13 protein-coding genes, 1 tRNA gene and 1 pseudogene are annotated in these 14,619 nt (G+C 70.7%); 9 read left to right on the forward strand and 6 right to left on the reverse strand.

Annotated features, from left to right (window positions below):
• Nucleotides 1-634 (reverse strand): annotated as a pseudogene (locus EXE45_RS15460) (TIGR00303 family protein); the annotation flags it as partial.
• 572 nt (nt 635-1,206) lie between these two features.
• Here EXE45_RS15460 and EXE45_RS15465 point away from each other — a divergent pair.
• The 3 genes from EXE45_RS15465 (at nt 1,207) to EXE45_RS15475 (ending at nt 4,211) form a co-directional block, all read left to right on the forward strand.
• Nucleotides 1,207-1,797, forward strand: coding sequence for a 50S ribosomal protein L15e (locus EXE45_RS15465; RefSeq protein ID WP_137694834.1), 591 nt, complete (start codon nt 1,207-1,209; stop codon nt 1,795-1,797).
• A 126-nt stretch (nt 1,798-1,923) separates the two neighbouring features.
• Nucleotides 1,924-3,300, forward strand: a complete 1,377-nt coding sequence (locus EXE45_RS15470) for a hypothetical protein (RefSeq protein WP_137694835.1) — start codon at nt 1,924-1,926, stop codon at nt 3,298-3,300.
• Between the two features lie 98 nt (nt 3,301-3,398).
• Nucleotides 3,399-4,211 (forward strand): molybdopterin-synthase adenylyltransferase MoeB, encoded by an 813-nt coding sequence (locus tag EXE45_RS15475; protein WP_137694836.1) that lies wholly within the window; start codon nt 3,399-3,401, stop codon nt 4,209-4,211.
• Nucleotides 4,212-4,247: 36 nt separating this feature from the next.
• Here the strand turns inward: EXE45_RS15475 and EXE45_RS15480 are convergent, their stop codons facing one another.
• Nucleotides 4,248-4,643, reverse strand: a complete 396-nt coding sequence (locus EXE45_RS15480) for a zinc ribbon domain-containing protein (RefSeq protein WP_092920865.1) — start codon at nt 4,641-4,643, stop codon at nt 4,248-4,250.
• Between the two features lie 158 nt (nt 4,644-4,801).
• On the opposite strand from EXE45_RS15480, the gene EXE45_RS15485 reads away from it, so the two are divergent.
• From EXE45_RS15485 to EXE45_RS15505, 6 genes are all read left to right on the forward strand, one after another.
• The gene (locus tag EXE45_RS15485) at nt 4,802-5,182 is read left to right on the forward strand and encodes a Rid family detoxifying hydrolase (protein ID WP_092920866.1); all 381 of its coding nucleotides are present in this window, start codon (nt 4,802-4,804) and stop codon (nt 5,180-5,182) included.
• The gene (locus EXE45_RS15490; protein WP_137694837.1) at nt 5,183-5,482 is read left to right on the forward strand and encodes a hypothetical protein; all 300 of its coding nucleotides are present in this window, start codon (nt 5,183-5,185) and stop codon (nt 5,480-5,482) included. It begins immediately after the preceding gene.
• Between the two features lie 27 nt (nt 5,483-5,509).
• Nucleotides 5,510-5,591 (forward strand) — tRNA-Ser (locus EXE45_RS15495).
• A gap of 839 nt (nt 5,592-6,430) precedes the next feature.
• Entirely contained in the window at nt 6,431-6,598 is a 168-nt protein-coding gene (locus tag EXE45_RS20535) for a hypothetical protein (protein ID WP_006111840.1), read from the forward strand.
• A 103-nt stretch (nt 6,599-6,701) separates the two neighbouring features.
• Nucleotides 6,702-9,299, forward strand: a complete 2,598-nt coding sequence (locus EXE45_RS15500; protein ID WP_137694838.1) for a DNA topoisomerase — start codon at nt 6,702-6,704, stop codon at nt 9,297-9,299.
• A 127-nt stretch (nt 9,300-9,426) separates the two neighbouring features.
• Nucleotides 9,427-10,956, forward strand: a complete 1,530-nt coding sequence (locus EXE45_RS15505; RefSeq protein WP_092920869.1) for a PAS domain-containing protein — start codon at nt 9,427-9,429, stop codon at nt 10,954-10,956.
• A 15-nt stretch (nt 10,957-10,971) separates the two neighbouring features.
• On the opposite strand, the gene EXE45_RS15510 is transcribed toward EXE45_RS15505, so the two are convergent.
• The 4 genes from EXE45_RS15510 to EXE45_RS15525 form a co-directional block, all read right to left on the reverse strand.
• A complete protein-coding gene (locus EXE45_RS15510; RefSeq protein ID WP_137694839.1) occupies nt 10,972-11,331 on the reverse strand; it encodes a DUF192 domain-containing protein in 360 nt (119 codons plus the stop codon).
• Nucleotides 11,332-11,376: 45 nt separating this feature from the next.
• Entirely contained in the window at nt 11,377-11,631 is a 255-nt protein-coding gene (locus tag EXE45_RS15515; RefSeq protein WP_092920871.1) for a glutathione S-transferase N-terminal domain-containing protein, read from the reverse strand.
• A gap of 354 nt (nt 11,632-11,985) precedes the next feature.
• Entirely contained in the window at nt 11,986-13,632 is a 1,647-nt protein-coding gene (gene thsB / locus EXE45_RS15520) for a thermosome subunit beta (protein WP_092921343.1), read from the reverse strand.
• A 235-nt stretch (nt 13,633-13,867) separates the two neighbouring features.
• On the reverse strand, nt 13,868-14,392 hold the full coding sequence (locus tag EXE45_RS15525) for a copper resistance protein CopD (protein WP_137694840.1): 525 nt from the start codon (nt 14,390-14,392) through the stop codon (nt 13,868-13,870).
• Nucleotides 14,393-14,619 lie beyond the last annotated feature (227 nt).

Here is a 14,619-nt window from a genome sequence, read left to right on the forward strand (position 1 = left end):
GCGTGACCTTTTGCCAGTGCGTCCCGTACCGACCCGCGTCGCCCGGGTCGAGGCCGCTCGCGTCCAGCCCCTCGGCGACGACGCGCCGCTTGCGCTCGATCGGGTTCGCCGGCAGCGACGAGGAGACCGCGGCGCGCTCGCCGAGCGCGGTCAGCGCGCCGAGCGCGGTCGTCGTCCCGCCGGGGATCGTCTCCGCGACGAGCAGTTCGGCGGCCGATCCGTCGCCGCCCTCGCCGGCCCCGGCGAGTTCGGGGGCCGACGCCCGGGCGCGCTCGAAGACGGTCGCCGCCTCCGGAACCGGTTCCGGGTCGCGGACGTCGCCGCCCGGTGCGGCGCCGACGTCCCGGACCGTCGCCGCGGTGGGCGCTCCGAGTCCGGCGTCGAGGAACTCGACGGGGAGCGACTCGGGGCCGAGCAGTTCGCGGACCGCGCGGGTGACGACCGCGGGCGTCGGACAGCCGTTCGGGCTCACCGGCACGGGGGAGTCCGGCGCGGGGCGCCCCGCCTCGACGATTTCGAGGTCGGCGCTCGGCGTGTGGACGCGCAGCTCCGGGTCGGCGCCCGCGGCGCTGATCCCGTCGATCGCGGCCGTCTCGGTCGTTCCGGCGACGACGACGAGCCTCACGTCGCCCATCCGGAACCCCCTCCGTCGAGCCCGCGGCGTCCCGACGCGTCGTCGATGTGTACCACTAGCGGTTCATCGATACAAGTGAACTTTAATCGATCGACGCGGGGCGGTCTCAGAGCGTGCGGGCCGCGGCGCGGTCGGCGACCGCGGCGTGTGCCTCTGTCCGCTCGGCGCGGGGGTCGACCGCCCCGGGGGAACGGCTCGGCGGTCGACCGGAACGCCACGACGCGGACGCGCGCTCGGCCGGAACGCCGGCGGTCGCGACCGTCCGCGCCCACGGATCCGTCGCGGTCCCCGCAACATAAGCCGAGCGCGCGTTTGCGAACGGCCCGTCCGACCGCGCGACCCCGGAAGAGACCGCCCGTCCGTCCGCCTCCGCTCTCCGCGTGCCACATCTCCGCACGCGACCCGCGGAGCGAAGCGGTTAAGGGCGGACCGCGGGTATTCTCGCTAACTCGCTGGTGCGGACACAGCGGGCACTCGCCGCCGGGACCGCGGTCGGATCGGCCGCCGCGCGCCCCGGGACGAGACGATATGTGGCCCCTCGCGGCTGAATCGCAACCGTCCGCGGACACACAATGGCACGAAGCTTCTACTCGCACATCAAGGAGGCGTGGCGGTCCCCCAAGGAGGGGAAACTGGCGGAGCTGCAGTGGCAGCGCAAACAGGAGTGGCGCGATCAGGGCGCGATCGAGCGCATCGAGCGCCCCACCCGGCTGGACAAGGCCCGCGAACTGGGCTACAAGGCCAAACAGGGCGTCATCGTCGCCCGCGTGAGCGTCCGGAAGGGCGGCTCGCGCAAGCAGCGCTTCAAGGCGGGCCGCCGCTCGAAACGCCAGGGCGTCAACCGCGTCTCGCGGCGCAAGTCGATCCAGCGCATCGCCGAGGAGCGCGCCTCGCGGAAGTACCGCAACCTCCGCGTGCTCAACTCCTACTGGGTCGGTGAGGACGGCTCCCAGAAGTGGCACGAGGTTATCCTCGTTGACCCCGCCCACCCCGCGATCGAGAACGACGACGACCTGAACTGGATCTGCTCCGACGACCACAAGGGCCGCGCGTACCGCGGGCTCACCTCCGCCGGCATCAAGGGCCGCGGCCAGCGCAAGCGCGGCAAGGGCACCGAGAAGACGCGCCCGAGCGTCACCTCGAACGACCGGCAGGGCAAGTAGCGCCCTCGACCGCTCCGACGTTTTACTCGCGGTCCGCTCTCACGGCGAGCGGCCGCTCCGTCTCTCCTCGACGCAAGAGCAAAGAGACCGCGTCACATACTACCAATAGTACGTGGCGATCGCCAAGTGACCGCGAGCAGCCCCATCCCCCTCGACGCGTTCGCGACCGAACTCGAGTCGCTCGACAGCGACGCCTTCGCGACGCTCGTCGCCGAGGCGTACGCGGCGACCGCCGACGAGGTGGAGGTCGACCCGCCGCGCATCGCGGTGTGGGAGGGGGACCGCCGGACCGAACTGCTCGCCGTCGCGGCCGCGGACCGAGGCGTCCCCGATGGTCACGCCGCCCCCGACGACGCCGTCGACGCGGTCGTCGTCGCGAGCGACTCGCTCGACGACCTCGGTTCCGAACTCGACGCCGACCTGGTGACGCCGGCGGACCTCCGCGAACGGCTCCTCTACGCCGTCCCGCCGGCGGAAGCGAACGCGCTCGCCGACCGACTCCTCGGCGTCTCGGTCCGGTCCGAAGCGTACGACTGCGCGGCCGCTTCCGACACCGACGCGGTGGACGACGGAGGCGACGGTGAGACCGATGTCGACGGCGACGGAACGGCGGCCGACGACGGAACGGCGATGGACGCCGTCGCGTCGGACGCGACTAGAGGCGATACCGCTCCCTCACCCACCGACCGGCCCGCCGCCGAATCGGCCGACGATTCGCGGGCTCACGACCGACCGAGCGACGCCGCCGCGTCCGATCCGAGCGGCGAGGCGGCGGCGACCGAGTCCGTCACCGCCGACGCGCCGAGCGATCGGCGGTCTCCCCGGACCGTCCTCGCGGCGGTCGCCGTCGTCGCGCTCCTCGTCGCGGCGGCCGGGGCCGGGTTCGCCGCTGGAACCGCCGGAATCGACGGACTCGGTGGTGTCGCCGGCGTCGGGGACGACGGAACGACCGACCCCGGACCGACCGAGTCGGGCGCGACCGGGCCGGCAAACGGAAGCGACGACGGGAGCGAGGGGTCGCTCGGAGGCGACGACGACGGCGCGAACACCGTCTCGGTCGCGGACGGCGACCCGACCGGTGAGGCCGAGCGGAACACCGCCCTCGCGCCCACCTGCGAGCGGTCCGCGCTTCAGGTCGTCCAGATCCAGATGAACGCGCTCCGGTACAACGACAACGCGACGAACGACGGTATCCGGACCCTGCGGGCGTTCGCGTCGCCGCGGAACAAGGATCTGGTCGGTTCCACCGGAGAGTACGTTGAGCTGTTCGAGACGCCGCTGTACGCGCCGATGCTCACGTACGACACCGCCGAGTACTCGGTTCCCGAGATCGCCGACGGCGCCGCCTCTGTCGAGGTCGTCACCCGGGAGAACGGCAGCGTCACCGGCCGCTACGAGTTCCGGCTCGTCCGCGTCGGCGGCGGGAGCGGGGACACGGACAGCTCCCTCGGCGACGTGGACGACTGCTGGATGACCGACGCCGTGGCGGCGTCGACGGAGTGAACGCGGTCCGCGCGGCGGCGGCTCGGGAAGCGCCGGCCGCGGCGTCCCGACCGGCGATCGGGAACACGATTATATCCGCGCCCGTACAGGGTGCTGACATGAGCCTCTCGCTCGACGCGACCCAACTCGACCGCTACTCCAGGCACGTCATCCTCGACGACGTCGGTCCGGAGGGGCAAAAGCGACTGCTCGACGGACGCGTCCTCGTCGTGGGCGCCGGCGGACTCGGATCGCCGGCGATCCAGTACCTCGCGGCCGCGGGCGTCGGAACGATCGGCATCGTCGACGACGACGCCGTCGAGCGGTCGAACCTCCAGCGACAGGTGATCCACGGCGACGACGACGTGGGGCGTACGAAGGTCGACTCGGCGGCCGACTTCGTCGCCGACCTCAATCCCGACGTCGACGTCGAGCGCCACGAACTCCGGCTCGACGCGGGCAACGCCCGGGAACTGATCTCCGGTTACGACGTGATCGTCGACTGCTCGGACAACTTCGCCACCCGCTACGTGGTGAACGACGCCGCCCGGATCGAGGGCGTTCCCGTCTCGCACGGCGCCATCTACAAGTTCGAGGGGCAGGTGACGACGCTCTCGCCCGACGGCCCCTGCTACCGCTGTCTGTTCCCGGAGCCGCCGGAACCCGGAACGGTGCCGGACTGCGCCAGCACCGGCGTCCTCGGCGTCCTCCCCGGGACCGTCGGCTGCCTCCAGGCGACGGAAGCGGTGAAACTGCTCGTCGGCGTCGGCGAGCCGCTCGTCGGGCGGATGCTGTTTTACGACGCGATGGACCTCTCGTTCGAGACCGTGCCGTACGCGCGCGACCCGGACTGTCCGGTGTGCGGCGACGACGGTATCGACGCCATCGACGGTATCGACTACGCGGCCGGGTGTCAGGTCGACGCGGCCTGACCACCTCTGTCTGCGGGCATCGCGACCGTCACCCGCTCACAGCGACCGCTCGGTCATGGCGGCCTCCGCGGTGGCCCCGGCGTCCCCGCCCGCGAACCCCGACCGGACGCACCACCGACAGTACTGGTAGCCGGTGCGGTTCTCGGCGCCGCAGTGCCGGCAGACGACCGTCTCCCCGTCGGCGTCGAGCGGCGGGGGACCGTCCCCGTCGCCCTCCTCGCCCGTCCGGTCGGCGTCCGGGTCGCGGCCGAGCGCGAGCGTCGGGCCGACGCCCTCCCCGTCGCCGTCCGCGTCAGACGACCCGGTCGCGACCGAGCCGAACAGCTCCGCGGGGTCGCGGCTCCGCCGGACGAGCAGCCAGGTCACCGCGAGGTTGAGCGCCGCGATGCCGACGAATATCGCGGCGAGCGGGAGGAGCTGGTCACCCGTCATGTGCGTACTGTTACCATCCCAGCGTTTTGTGTCTGACGGTGGGACGGGTCGCCCGGGGCGGCGACGCCGCTCGGCCGGGTCGGACGGTCCGGTTCAGCCGGAATCGGCGGGCTCCGCTCCAGAGTACTCTTGAGGCCGCCGGTCGAAGTCGCACCCGCATGAAGGAGACGATTCACACGGACGACGCCCCGGCGGCGGTGGGCGCGTACAGCCAGGCGGCGACCGACGGCGACCTCGTGTTCACGGCCGGGCAGATCCCGCTGACGCCCGAGGGCGACCTGCTCGACGACGCGCCGATTGCGGTCCAGACGGAGCAGGCGCTCGACAACCTCCTCGCGGTGCTGGAGGAGGCGGGCGCCGGTCCCGAGGACGTGCTCAAGACGACGGTGTTCATGGCCGACATCGACGATTTCGACGAGATGAACGAGACGTACGCCGGCTACTTCGACGAGTCGCCGCCGGCCCGCTCCGCGGTCGAGGCGGGCGCGCTCCCGAAGGGCGCCGGCGTCGAGATCGAGGCGGTCGCCGTCGTCGAGTAGATGGCCGACGGCGAGGGCGGTTCCGAGCCGGGGAGCGAGTCGGACGCCGCGACCGACGGGTCCGTGCCCGCGCCCGGCGCGGCGGCGACCCCGCGCGCCCGAGCGCGCTCGGCGGCGCTGTGGGGGATCGTCGGCGGGTTCGCCTTCCTTGTCCTCGCGCAGGGGTACCGGCTCCTCGGGCCCGGATCGCTGCCGATCGGGTTCGGGGGGTTGGCGCTCGTCGCGGTCGCGGTCGCGGCCGCGTCGGCCGGTATTACGTACCTCGCCGAGGCCCGGGTGCGTGCGAAAAGAAGGACTTAACAGTCGCACCGGATTATCTCCGCGTGAGCCAGGATGGCCGAGTGGTAAGGCGCACGCCTGGAAAGCGTGTTCCCATCCGGGATCGGGGGTTCAAATCCCTCTCCTGGCGTTTTCGACGAACAACACGGCGAGCGGAGCGAGCCGTTCGTCGAAAACCCTGACGGAGGGATTTGAACCAGGGAGTGGAGCGAGCGGTGCGAGGTGCGAGCGAAGCGAGCACCTCGATTGCGAGCGGAACAACTGAGGTTCAAATCCCTCTCCTGGCGCTTCGCTGTCGCAACAACGGGCGAGGAGCGACAGCGACGAGCGAGTCGGGTGTCGGCGACCCTGTCTAATTGTCTATTTATAAGCAAACGACTTACGTCGCTGTTGATTGTTTATAAACGGTTGACTGCGGATCGACGGCGAACTCCTCCAAAGCCCCAGCCGCGAGGGCGGCGTACGCTCGCTGTCGCCCGAAAATCGAAGATTTTCGGGATGACGAGAGAGCGAAGCTCTCTCGAACCACGCTCCTCGTCGCTCGCTTCGCTCGCTCCTGCGGTCCTTGCGTCGTCATCAGAACGCTTCGCGTTCTGATTGGCTCACGAGAGCTCTGCTCTCGTGAACGCCTACGCCGCCCTCGCGGCTGCCCCTTTGAGTCCCGCCCGACCGCACCGCAACCGCAGCCTCACGCCTCCCCAGCCTCGTCGGGCGCGTCCTTCGGGCTCCCTTCGGTCGCCCTCGGAGCGCCCGACTCCCTCGCGCGGCGCTCCTCGCGCCCTGCGGGCGCTCGGAGGCGCGCGCCACCGCTCTTGTTTATAAGTGACTGTCGCTGCCGCCCGTCGACATTTAAATAGCCAGCCGCTGTGGGCCTGCGCTGCTCCGATCGCGTCCCCTCCTGCTGCTCTCGGACACGTCCGCACACCGACACAAGATTCATATGTGTGGGAAGTGTTCACACGGATGACGATGCCAGACACGAAATCGGGCCGCGAGCGGAAAGGGAGGAACAAGCGCCGCCAACTCGAGAACCACCTCGCTCGGCGCGAACTCGACGCGGACGACGAACCGCCGGAACCGTACCGCGAGGCCACCGACGCGGAGTTCCTCGCCGAGTCCGACGACGCGGCCCGGTGACGGTCGCGCGCCGATTCGTTCTTTGAGGCCATCCGTTCCCCGAGCCTGCCCGCAATCTCGCGTCGCGAAAGCTTTAGACCCGGGAGCGGCGTATCTCGGCGCAATGAGTCGCGGCCCCGAGCTGATAATCACGGAGAAGGACAACGCGGCGCGGCGCATCGCCGACATCCTGAGCGGCGAGTCCGCGACCGCGGAGCGGATGAACGACGTCAACGTCTACGAGTGGGGCGGCAAGCGGTGTATCGGGCTCTCCGGCCACGTCGTCGGCGTCGACTTCCCCGCCGAGTACAACGACTGGCGCGATGTCGAGCCCGTCGAGCTGATCGACGCGCCCGTCACGAAGACCCCGACGCAGGAGGGGATCGTCGCCGCGCTCCGGCGGCTCGCCCGCAGCGCCTCGCGGGTCGTCATCGCGACCGACTACGACCGCGAGGGCGAGCTGATCGGCAAGGAGGCGTACGAGCTCGTCCGCGAGGTGAACGAGGGCGTCCCCGTCGACCGCGTGCGCTTCTCGTCGATCACGGAGAACGAGGTGCGGGAGGCGTTCGCGAACCCCGACGACCTCGACTTCGAGCTGGCGGCCGCCGGCGAGGCTCGCCAGACTATCGACCTCACGTGGGGCGCGGCGCTCACTCGGTTCCTCTCGCTGTCCGCGCGACAGATGGGCGACGACTTCATCTCCGTCGGCCGGGTCCAGGGGCCGACGCTCAAGCTCATCGTGGACCGCGAGCGCGAGATCCAGGCGTTCGACCCCGAGTCCTACTGGGAGCTGACGGGCGAGCTGGCGAAGTCGGGCGGCGACCCGTTCGAGGCGCGCTACTTCTACCTCAACGACGAGGGCAACGAGCGTGAGCGCGTCTGGGACGAGGCGGTCGCCGAGACGCTCACCGAGGCGCTCGCCGCGGCCGAGGGCGCGACCGTCGACGACGTGACTCGTCGGACACAGACCGACGACCCGCCGACGCCGTTCAACACCACCGCGTTCATCCGCGCGGCGGGGTCGCTCGGCTACTCCGCGCAGCGCGCCATGTCCCTCGCGGAGGACCTCTACACCGCGGGCTACGTCACGTACCCGCGGACCGACAACACGGTGTACCCGGACGATCTGGAGCCCGAGGAGCTGATCGAGGAGCTCTCGGCGGCCTCGACGTTCGGCCAAGACGCCGCGAGCCTGCTCGCCGAGGACCGCGAGATCGAGCCGACCGAGGGCGACGAGGAGACGACGGACCACCCGCCGATCCACCCGACCGGCGAGCTCCCCTCGGCCTCGGACCTCTCCGACGACGAGTGGGAGGTGTACGAGCTGATCGTCCGCCGCTTCCTCGCCACCTGCGCCGACCCCGCGACGTGGGAGCGCCTGCGCGTCGTGGCGCTCGCGAACGGCGAGGCGACGCCCATCGCCGAGGGCGCCGACGGGCTCGCCGCGCTCCGTAACCCGGACGACGCGGCGACGCCGGCCGACCTCGTCGCGGACGGCGGCCTCCGGCTGAAGGCCAACGGGAAACGGCTGCTGGAGGCCGGCTACCACGAGGTATACCCGTACCGCTCCAGCGACGAGCGGATCGTTCCCGACGTCGAGGTCGGCGAGACGCTGTCGCTGTCGGACCGCGCCACGGAGGGCAAGGAGACGCAGCCGCCCCGTCGCTACGGGCAGTCCCGGCTCATCGAGGAGATGGAGAAGCGACAGCTGGGGACGAAGGCGACCCGCCACCGGACCATCGAGAAGCTGTACGACCGCAATTACGTCGAGGGCGACCCGCCCCGGCCGACCCGGCTGGCCGAGGCGGTGGTCGAGGCGGCCGAGGAGTTTGCCGACCGGATCGTGAGCGAGGAGATGACCGCCCAGCTCGAACGGGACATGGCGGCCATCGCGGCCGGCGAGAAGGAGTACGACGAGGTGACCGAGGCCTCCCGCGACCTGCTCTCGCGCGTGTTCGACGACCTCACCGAGTCGCGCGAGGCGGTCGGTGACCACCTCCAGACGTCGCTGAAGGCCGACAAGACGCTCGGGCCGTGTCCGGAGTGCGGCTCGGACCTCCTCGTTCGGAAATCGCGGCAGGGGTCGTACTTCGTCGGCTGCGACGGCTACCCCGACTGCGAGTACACCCTGCCGCTCCCCTCGACCGGGAAGCCGATCATCCTCGACGAGACCTGCGATGACCACGATCTCCGCCGCGTGAAGATGCTCGCCGGCCGGAAGACGTTCGTCCACGGCTGCCCGCAGTGTAAGGCCGACGAGGCCGACGAGCAGGAAGACGAGGTGATCGGTGTCTGTCCGGACTGTGGCGAGGAGCACGGCGGCGACCTCGCGATCAAGCGGCTCCGCTCCGGCTCCCGGCTCGTCGGCTGTACGCGGTACCCCGACTGCGACTACTCGCTGCCGCTCCCCCGCCGCGGCGAGATCGAGATCACCGACGAGCGCTGCGAGGAACACGACCTCCCGCACCTCCGGGTCCACTCCGGCGACGACCTGTGGGAGCTGGGGTGTCCGATCTGTAATTACCGCGAGTTCACGGCCCGCCAGGAGGGGTCGGAGCTTCAGGCAGTCGACGGGATCGGAGAGAAGACCGCCGCGAAGCTGAAAGACGCCGGCGTCGACGGCGTCGACGAACTCAAGTCGGCCGACCCGGACGACCTGGCGGCCGACGTCGACGGCGTCGGGGTCGACACCGTCCGCGACTGGCAGGCGAAGGCCGACTGACCCGCCGCGACGCCGACTCCGCCCGCCTCCATCGAGCCGCAACCGCTGGCTCCCCCGACGCGGCGGGTCTCGCCGCGACCCCTAAAAGCATAAACACAAATATCCGGAGCGTCTCAATAGGCAACAGATGGGAGACCGCGACGCGGACCCCCCGGGCGACGCGCCGTCGACGTCGGACGGCGACGCCGCCACCGGAATTCTCCGGGCGTTCGTCGAGGCGATCCCGACCCCGACGCTGGTCTGTGACCCGGAGACGCTGACGATCCGGGCCGCGAACCCGCCCGCCGTCGACCTCCTCGGGCACGACCGCGGCACGCTGACGCTGATGGGCCTCTCCGATGTCGGCGAGACGGATACCACAGTCGCCGGGGAGCCGGTCAACGACGTCGCCGCGGCGGCCGCCGATTCCCCCGCTTCCGGCGGGCCCGACTCCCCGGTCGAGCGGTTCGAGTGGGACGTCCGGCTCGGCGACCCGGGGCTCCGGGTCGACGCGGCGCTCCACGCGGCGACGATAGCCGGCGACGAGTGGCTCGTCGTCGGGCTCTCCGACGCCACCGACCGCGTCGCCGCGGAGACCCAACGCGACGCGGAGCGCCGACTGGTCGACGCCGTCGCGGCCGCGGTGCCGCTCGCGCTGTTCCGCTGTACGGAGGAGGGGACGCTCGCCCGGTGGAACGACCGGCTGGCGACCGACTCCGGCTACGGGCCCGAGTCGCTGTCGGGGCGCGCGCTCACCTCGCTGTTCGACGAGGGGACGAGGGGGGCCGTGAGCGACGCGCTCGCCCGGGTGTACCGCGAGGGCGAGGTGGTCTCCAGCGAGGCGCGGCTGCTCACCCGCTCCGGCGAGCGCGTCCCGTACCGGCTCTCGGTCGGTCCCGTCACCGACGGCGACCGGGTCGTCGGCGCGGTCGGCGTCGGCGAGGACCTCACCGAGGCGTCGCTCAGGGAGGAGCGACTCGCGGTGTTGACGCGCGTACTGCGCCACAACTTCCGGAACGACCTCAACGTGGTCACCGGGTTCACCGGGCGGGCCATCGAAGCGATCGACGACCCGGACTTGGCCGCCGAACTCGAACGGGTCGTCGACACCGCCGAGCGGTTACTGCGCCTCGGAGAGACCTCGCGAAAGGTGGAGCGGCTGCTCTCCCGGCGCCCCTCGCCGCGGCCGGTCGCGCTCGCGCCCGCGGTGGACGCGGCGCTCGAATCGCTCGACTCGGCCGTCCGCGGGCGGGCCGCCGTCGACGTCGACATCCCCGAGGGGCTCGCCGTCTCCGCCGTCGCGTTCCTCCCCGAAGCGATCACCGAACTCGTCGACAACGCGATCCGGCACAACGACACCGACGACCCGCGGGTCCGGATCTCGGCCGCGGAGCTGCCGAGCGAGTCGTGGGTCTCGCTCGTCGTCGCGGACGACGGACCGGGGATCCCGCCGGCCGAGCGCGCCGTGCTCACCGGCGAGGAGACGCCGCTCGAACACGCGAGCGGGCTCGGGCTCTGGTACGTGAACTGGATCGTCACCGCGGGCGGCGGGAGCCTCGACATCGCCGAGAGCAAGGCCGGCGGGAGTCGGATCGAGCTCTCGCTGCGGGCCGCGGAGGAGCCGCTCCCGGAGGACGCGGAGCTGTTCGACCTCGACGCGTTCGACGGCGACACGTAGCTCTCGGGGACCCGCTCACTCGACCAGCCGAAGCTCGTCGCCGACCGCCACCGACTCGGCCGCGCCGGCCGGCAGTTCGACGACGGTGTCGGCGCGGCCGCGGCCCAGCCCGACGAACGTCGCGAGCCGCTTTTTCGCCCTCACCTCACCGTCGACGAGCCACACCGCGTCGATCCCGAACGGCACGAACAGCATGTGGAGCCACCGCGTGTCGGGCTCGTCGAAGGGGAACACCAGCGCGTAGCCGTCCGGGACAGACCGTCGGAACATCAGCCCTCGGGCCCGTTCGAGCGTCGAGCGCGCGACGTCGACGTCGCTCGCGAGGACGGTCTCGGACCGGTCGCTCCCCGACTCGGGGCGGTGAACGAGTCGCACGCCCGCACCCTCGCCGCGGGCGGATAAATAGCCTCCCGTTCGGGGTTAGCTCGCGCTCCCGTACGTCTCTTCGAGGTACTCGACGATGTCGTCGCTCTCGGGCATCCCCTCGACCCCGTGCTCCTCGTCGACGAGGACGGGGACGCCGGTCTGTCCGGAGACCTCCTCGACCTCGGTGCGCTCGCCGTGCGAGCGCGGCACCATCACGGAGTCGTACTCTACGTCGAGTTCCGACAGCTTCGTCTTTACCTTCGCGCAGTACGGACAGCCTTCCAGTTCGTAGAGGGTTAGATTCGCCATCACCGTCACGTACGGCCCGGATCCGTAAAGAGGTGCGGCCGCGGATGCGTCGGGCGCGCACGGGCGGTCGGGGCGGGCGCATCGACGATCGTCCCGTCCCGGCCGTGGACTCGGGGAGAGGGGAGGCTACCGGGTAGTGCGCGAAAACGGGGGAAAATCGGAGCGTTCGAACAGGGGAAGTCGTCGGGCGATCGCGGTCGGGTCGACGCCTATGGAAATCTGTTTCCGACGGATTCCCGGCTTGCGGGTCGCTTTCGCTCCCCGCTCGCCGTCCGAGGTTCCGAAGGAACCTCGCTTACATCGACTGCGTCAGGCGGAGCCTGACGGTCTATGGAAACCGGTCAGAGACCGATTTTACATAGCGCCGCCCATACCGCCCATGCCGCCCATGCCGCCGCCGGGGGCGCCGCCCTCGTCGTCGCCGCCCGACGTCGAGAGGTCGCCCGCCGAGATGATGTCGTCGATTTTCAAGACCAGGTTCGCCGCCTCGGCCGCCGAGGAGATCGCCTGCTCTTTCGCGTGGGCCGTCTCGACGACGCCCGCGTCGGCCGTGTCGACGACCTCGTCCGCGAACACGTCGAGCCCGGCGTTCCGGTCGCCGGCCTCGTGGGCCGCGCGCAGGTCGACCAGCAGGTCGATCGCGTCGAGGCCCGCGTTCTCCGCGAGCACGCGGGGAATCAGTTCGAGGGAGTCCGCGAACGCCTCGACCGCGAGCTGCTCGCGGCCGGAGACGGAGTCGGCGTAGTCGCGCAGGCGGCGCGCGATCTCGACCTCGACCGCGCCGCCGCCGGGCAGGGTGCGCCCGTCGGAGACGGTCGTCGAGACCACGTCGATGGCGTCCTGAATGCCGCGTTCGAGCTCGTCGACGACGTGCTCGGTGGTGCCGTACAGGAGGAGCGTGACGCCGTGGGCGTCCTCGCCCTCGACGTAGAACAGCTCCTCGTCGTCGTCGCGCTCGATCGAGCCGACCGCGAGGTCGTCGGCGGTGAGCGAGTCGAGGTCGGTGACGATCGGCGCGCCGAGGACGTTCTTCAGGAACGTCAGGTCGGACTTCTTCGTCCGGCGGACCGCGAGGATGCCCTCCTTCGCGAGGTAGTGCTGCGCGAGGTCGTCGATGCCCTTCTGACAGAAGACGACGTCGGCGCCGGAGTCGACGATCTGATCGACCTTCTCGCGGAGCTGCTCTTCCTCCTGGTCGAGGAACTTCTGGAGCTGGTCCGGGGAGTCGACGTTGACGGAGGTGTCGACGTCGGCCTCCTCGACCTCGATCGGGTCGTTGAGGAGGAGGACGTTCGCCGACTCGAAGTCGGTCGGCATGTCCTCGTGGACCGGGTCCTTGTCGATCGCCGCGCCGGAGAGCAGGCGGGACTCGCCCGCCGCGCGACCGGTGCGCGTCTCGATGTTGAGGTTCGCCAGGTCGACCACGTGAGAGCCGTCGTCGGCCTCGACCGTGACGCCCTGAATCGCGCGGACGACGAGGTCGGCGAGGGTCTCCTTGTCGAGTTCGGCGCCCTTCCCGGTCATCGACGTCTCGGCGACGTTCCGCAGCGTCTCCGTGTCGTCGGGGTCGACCCGGGTGGCGACCTCGTCGACCTGCTCACGGGCGTACTCGCTCGCGAGGTTGAACCCCTTGATCACCGCCGTCGGGTGGATGTCCTGCTCGAGGAGGTCCTGGGCGTTTTTCAGCAGCTCGCCCGCGATGGCGACCGCGCTGGTCGTCCCGTCGCCGGCCTCGTCCTCCTGTGTCTCGGCGACCTCGACGACCATCTCGGCGGTCGGGTTGTCGATGTCCATCTCCTGGAGGATGGTGACGCCGTCGTTGGTGATGGTGACGTCGCCCGTCGAGGTGACGAGCATCTTGTCCATCCCTTTCGGTCCGAGCGTCGATCGGACGGACTCGGCGACGCCGCGCGCCGCGGAGATGTTGTACTCCTGTGCGTCCTTGTCCTGGACGCGCTGGGCGTCCTCGCCCATGATGATCATCGGCTGGCCCTGCTGCATTCGCTGACTCATACAGCGTTTGATTGATTGTGATTCTATATAAATGTCTCGTTGACGGCCGGCCGGCTGCGAGCGATCGATCCCGAGACGCGTCACCGGAAACCGCACGACATCCCGCCGTTCGGTCGTAATTCGTGTGGGGAGTTAGCATTGATCTTCATCCGTCAGTGAACGCCGATTCTCGGGCATTTATATGTTACTTCGCGCTCCCGCGTTACCCCGGACTACTCCCGCGTCACACCGGAACTCCGCCGGCCAGGAGCGCGGCGTCGACGAGCAGCAGGACGGCCAGTCCCGCGCTCGCTAGCAGGTAGGGTCGGGCGACCGCCGCCAACCGGGCGGATCCGGGCGTGCGCCCGACGCCGTCGAGCGCGTCGATGGGAAACCCCTCGGCCATGTACCGGCCCCACCCGACCTCGGGGTCGACCTCGCGGCGCATCCGGAGGACGCCCAGTTCGACGAGGCCGTTCATCACGCCCCACAGCGACAGCATCGCGAGGACGGCCCGTCCCCGGCCGGTCGTCGCGAGGGCCTCCAGCGGCGTGTACAGCCGCCAGATCATGTACGCGCCCGTGGCGGGGAGGACGACCCCGGTCCAGCGCGTGACCATGAGGAGGCGGTGCGCGGCGTCGACGAACGCGTCGTGGCCGAGCGTCCCGTCGGTCGCCCGCGGCAGGGTCGCGTAGACGACGTACAGCGTCGCACCGGTCCACAGGGCCCCGGAGAGCACGTGGAGGACGAAGGCGGTCGTGAGCACCACGGGACCGACTGGGAGCGAGAGCGAGAAAAAGGCCGCCCCGGACAGGATCGGTGCGGTCACAGCGGTCCGTCACTCAGCGTCGGTCCGTCACTTCGCGTCGGTCCGTCACTCAGCGTCGGTCGGCACCGCGTCCAGCGCCGCCTCGACGACCCGCACCGCGCTCGCGCCGTCGCGGCGGGGGACCACGCAGACGAGCGCGTCGCCAGCCGCGCCCGCGGCCACGACCC

It is taken from the genome of Halorubrum sp. SP9, assembly GCF_005435015.1.
In the GTDB taxonomy this organism is placed as follows: domain Archaea; phylum Halobacteriota; class Halobacteria; order Halobacteriales; family Haloferacaceae; genus Halorubrum; species Halorubrum sodomense.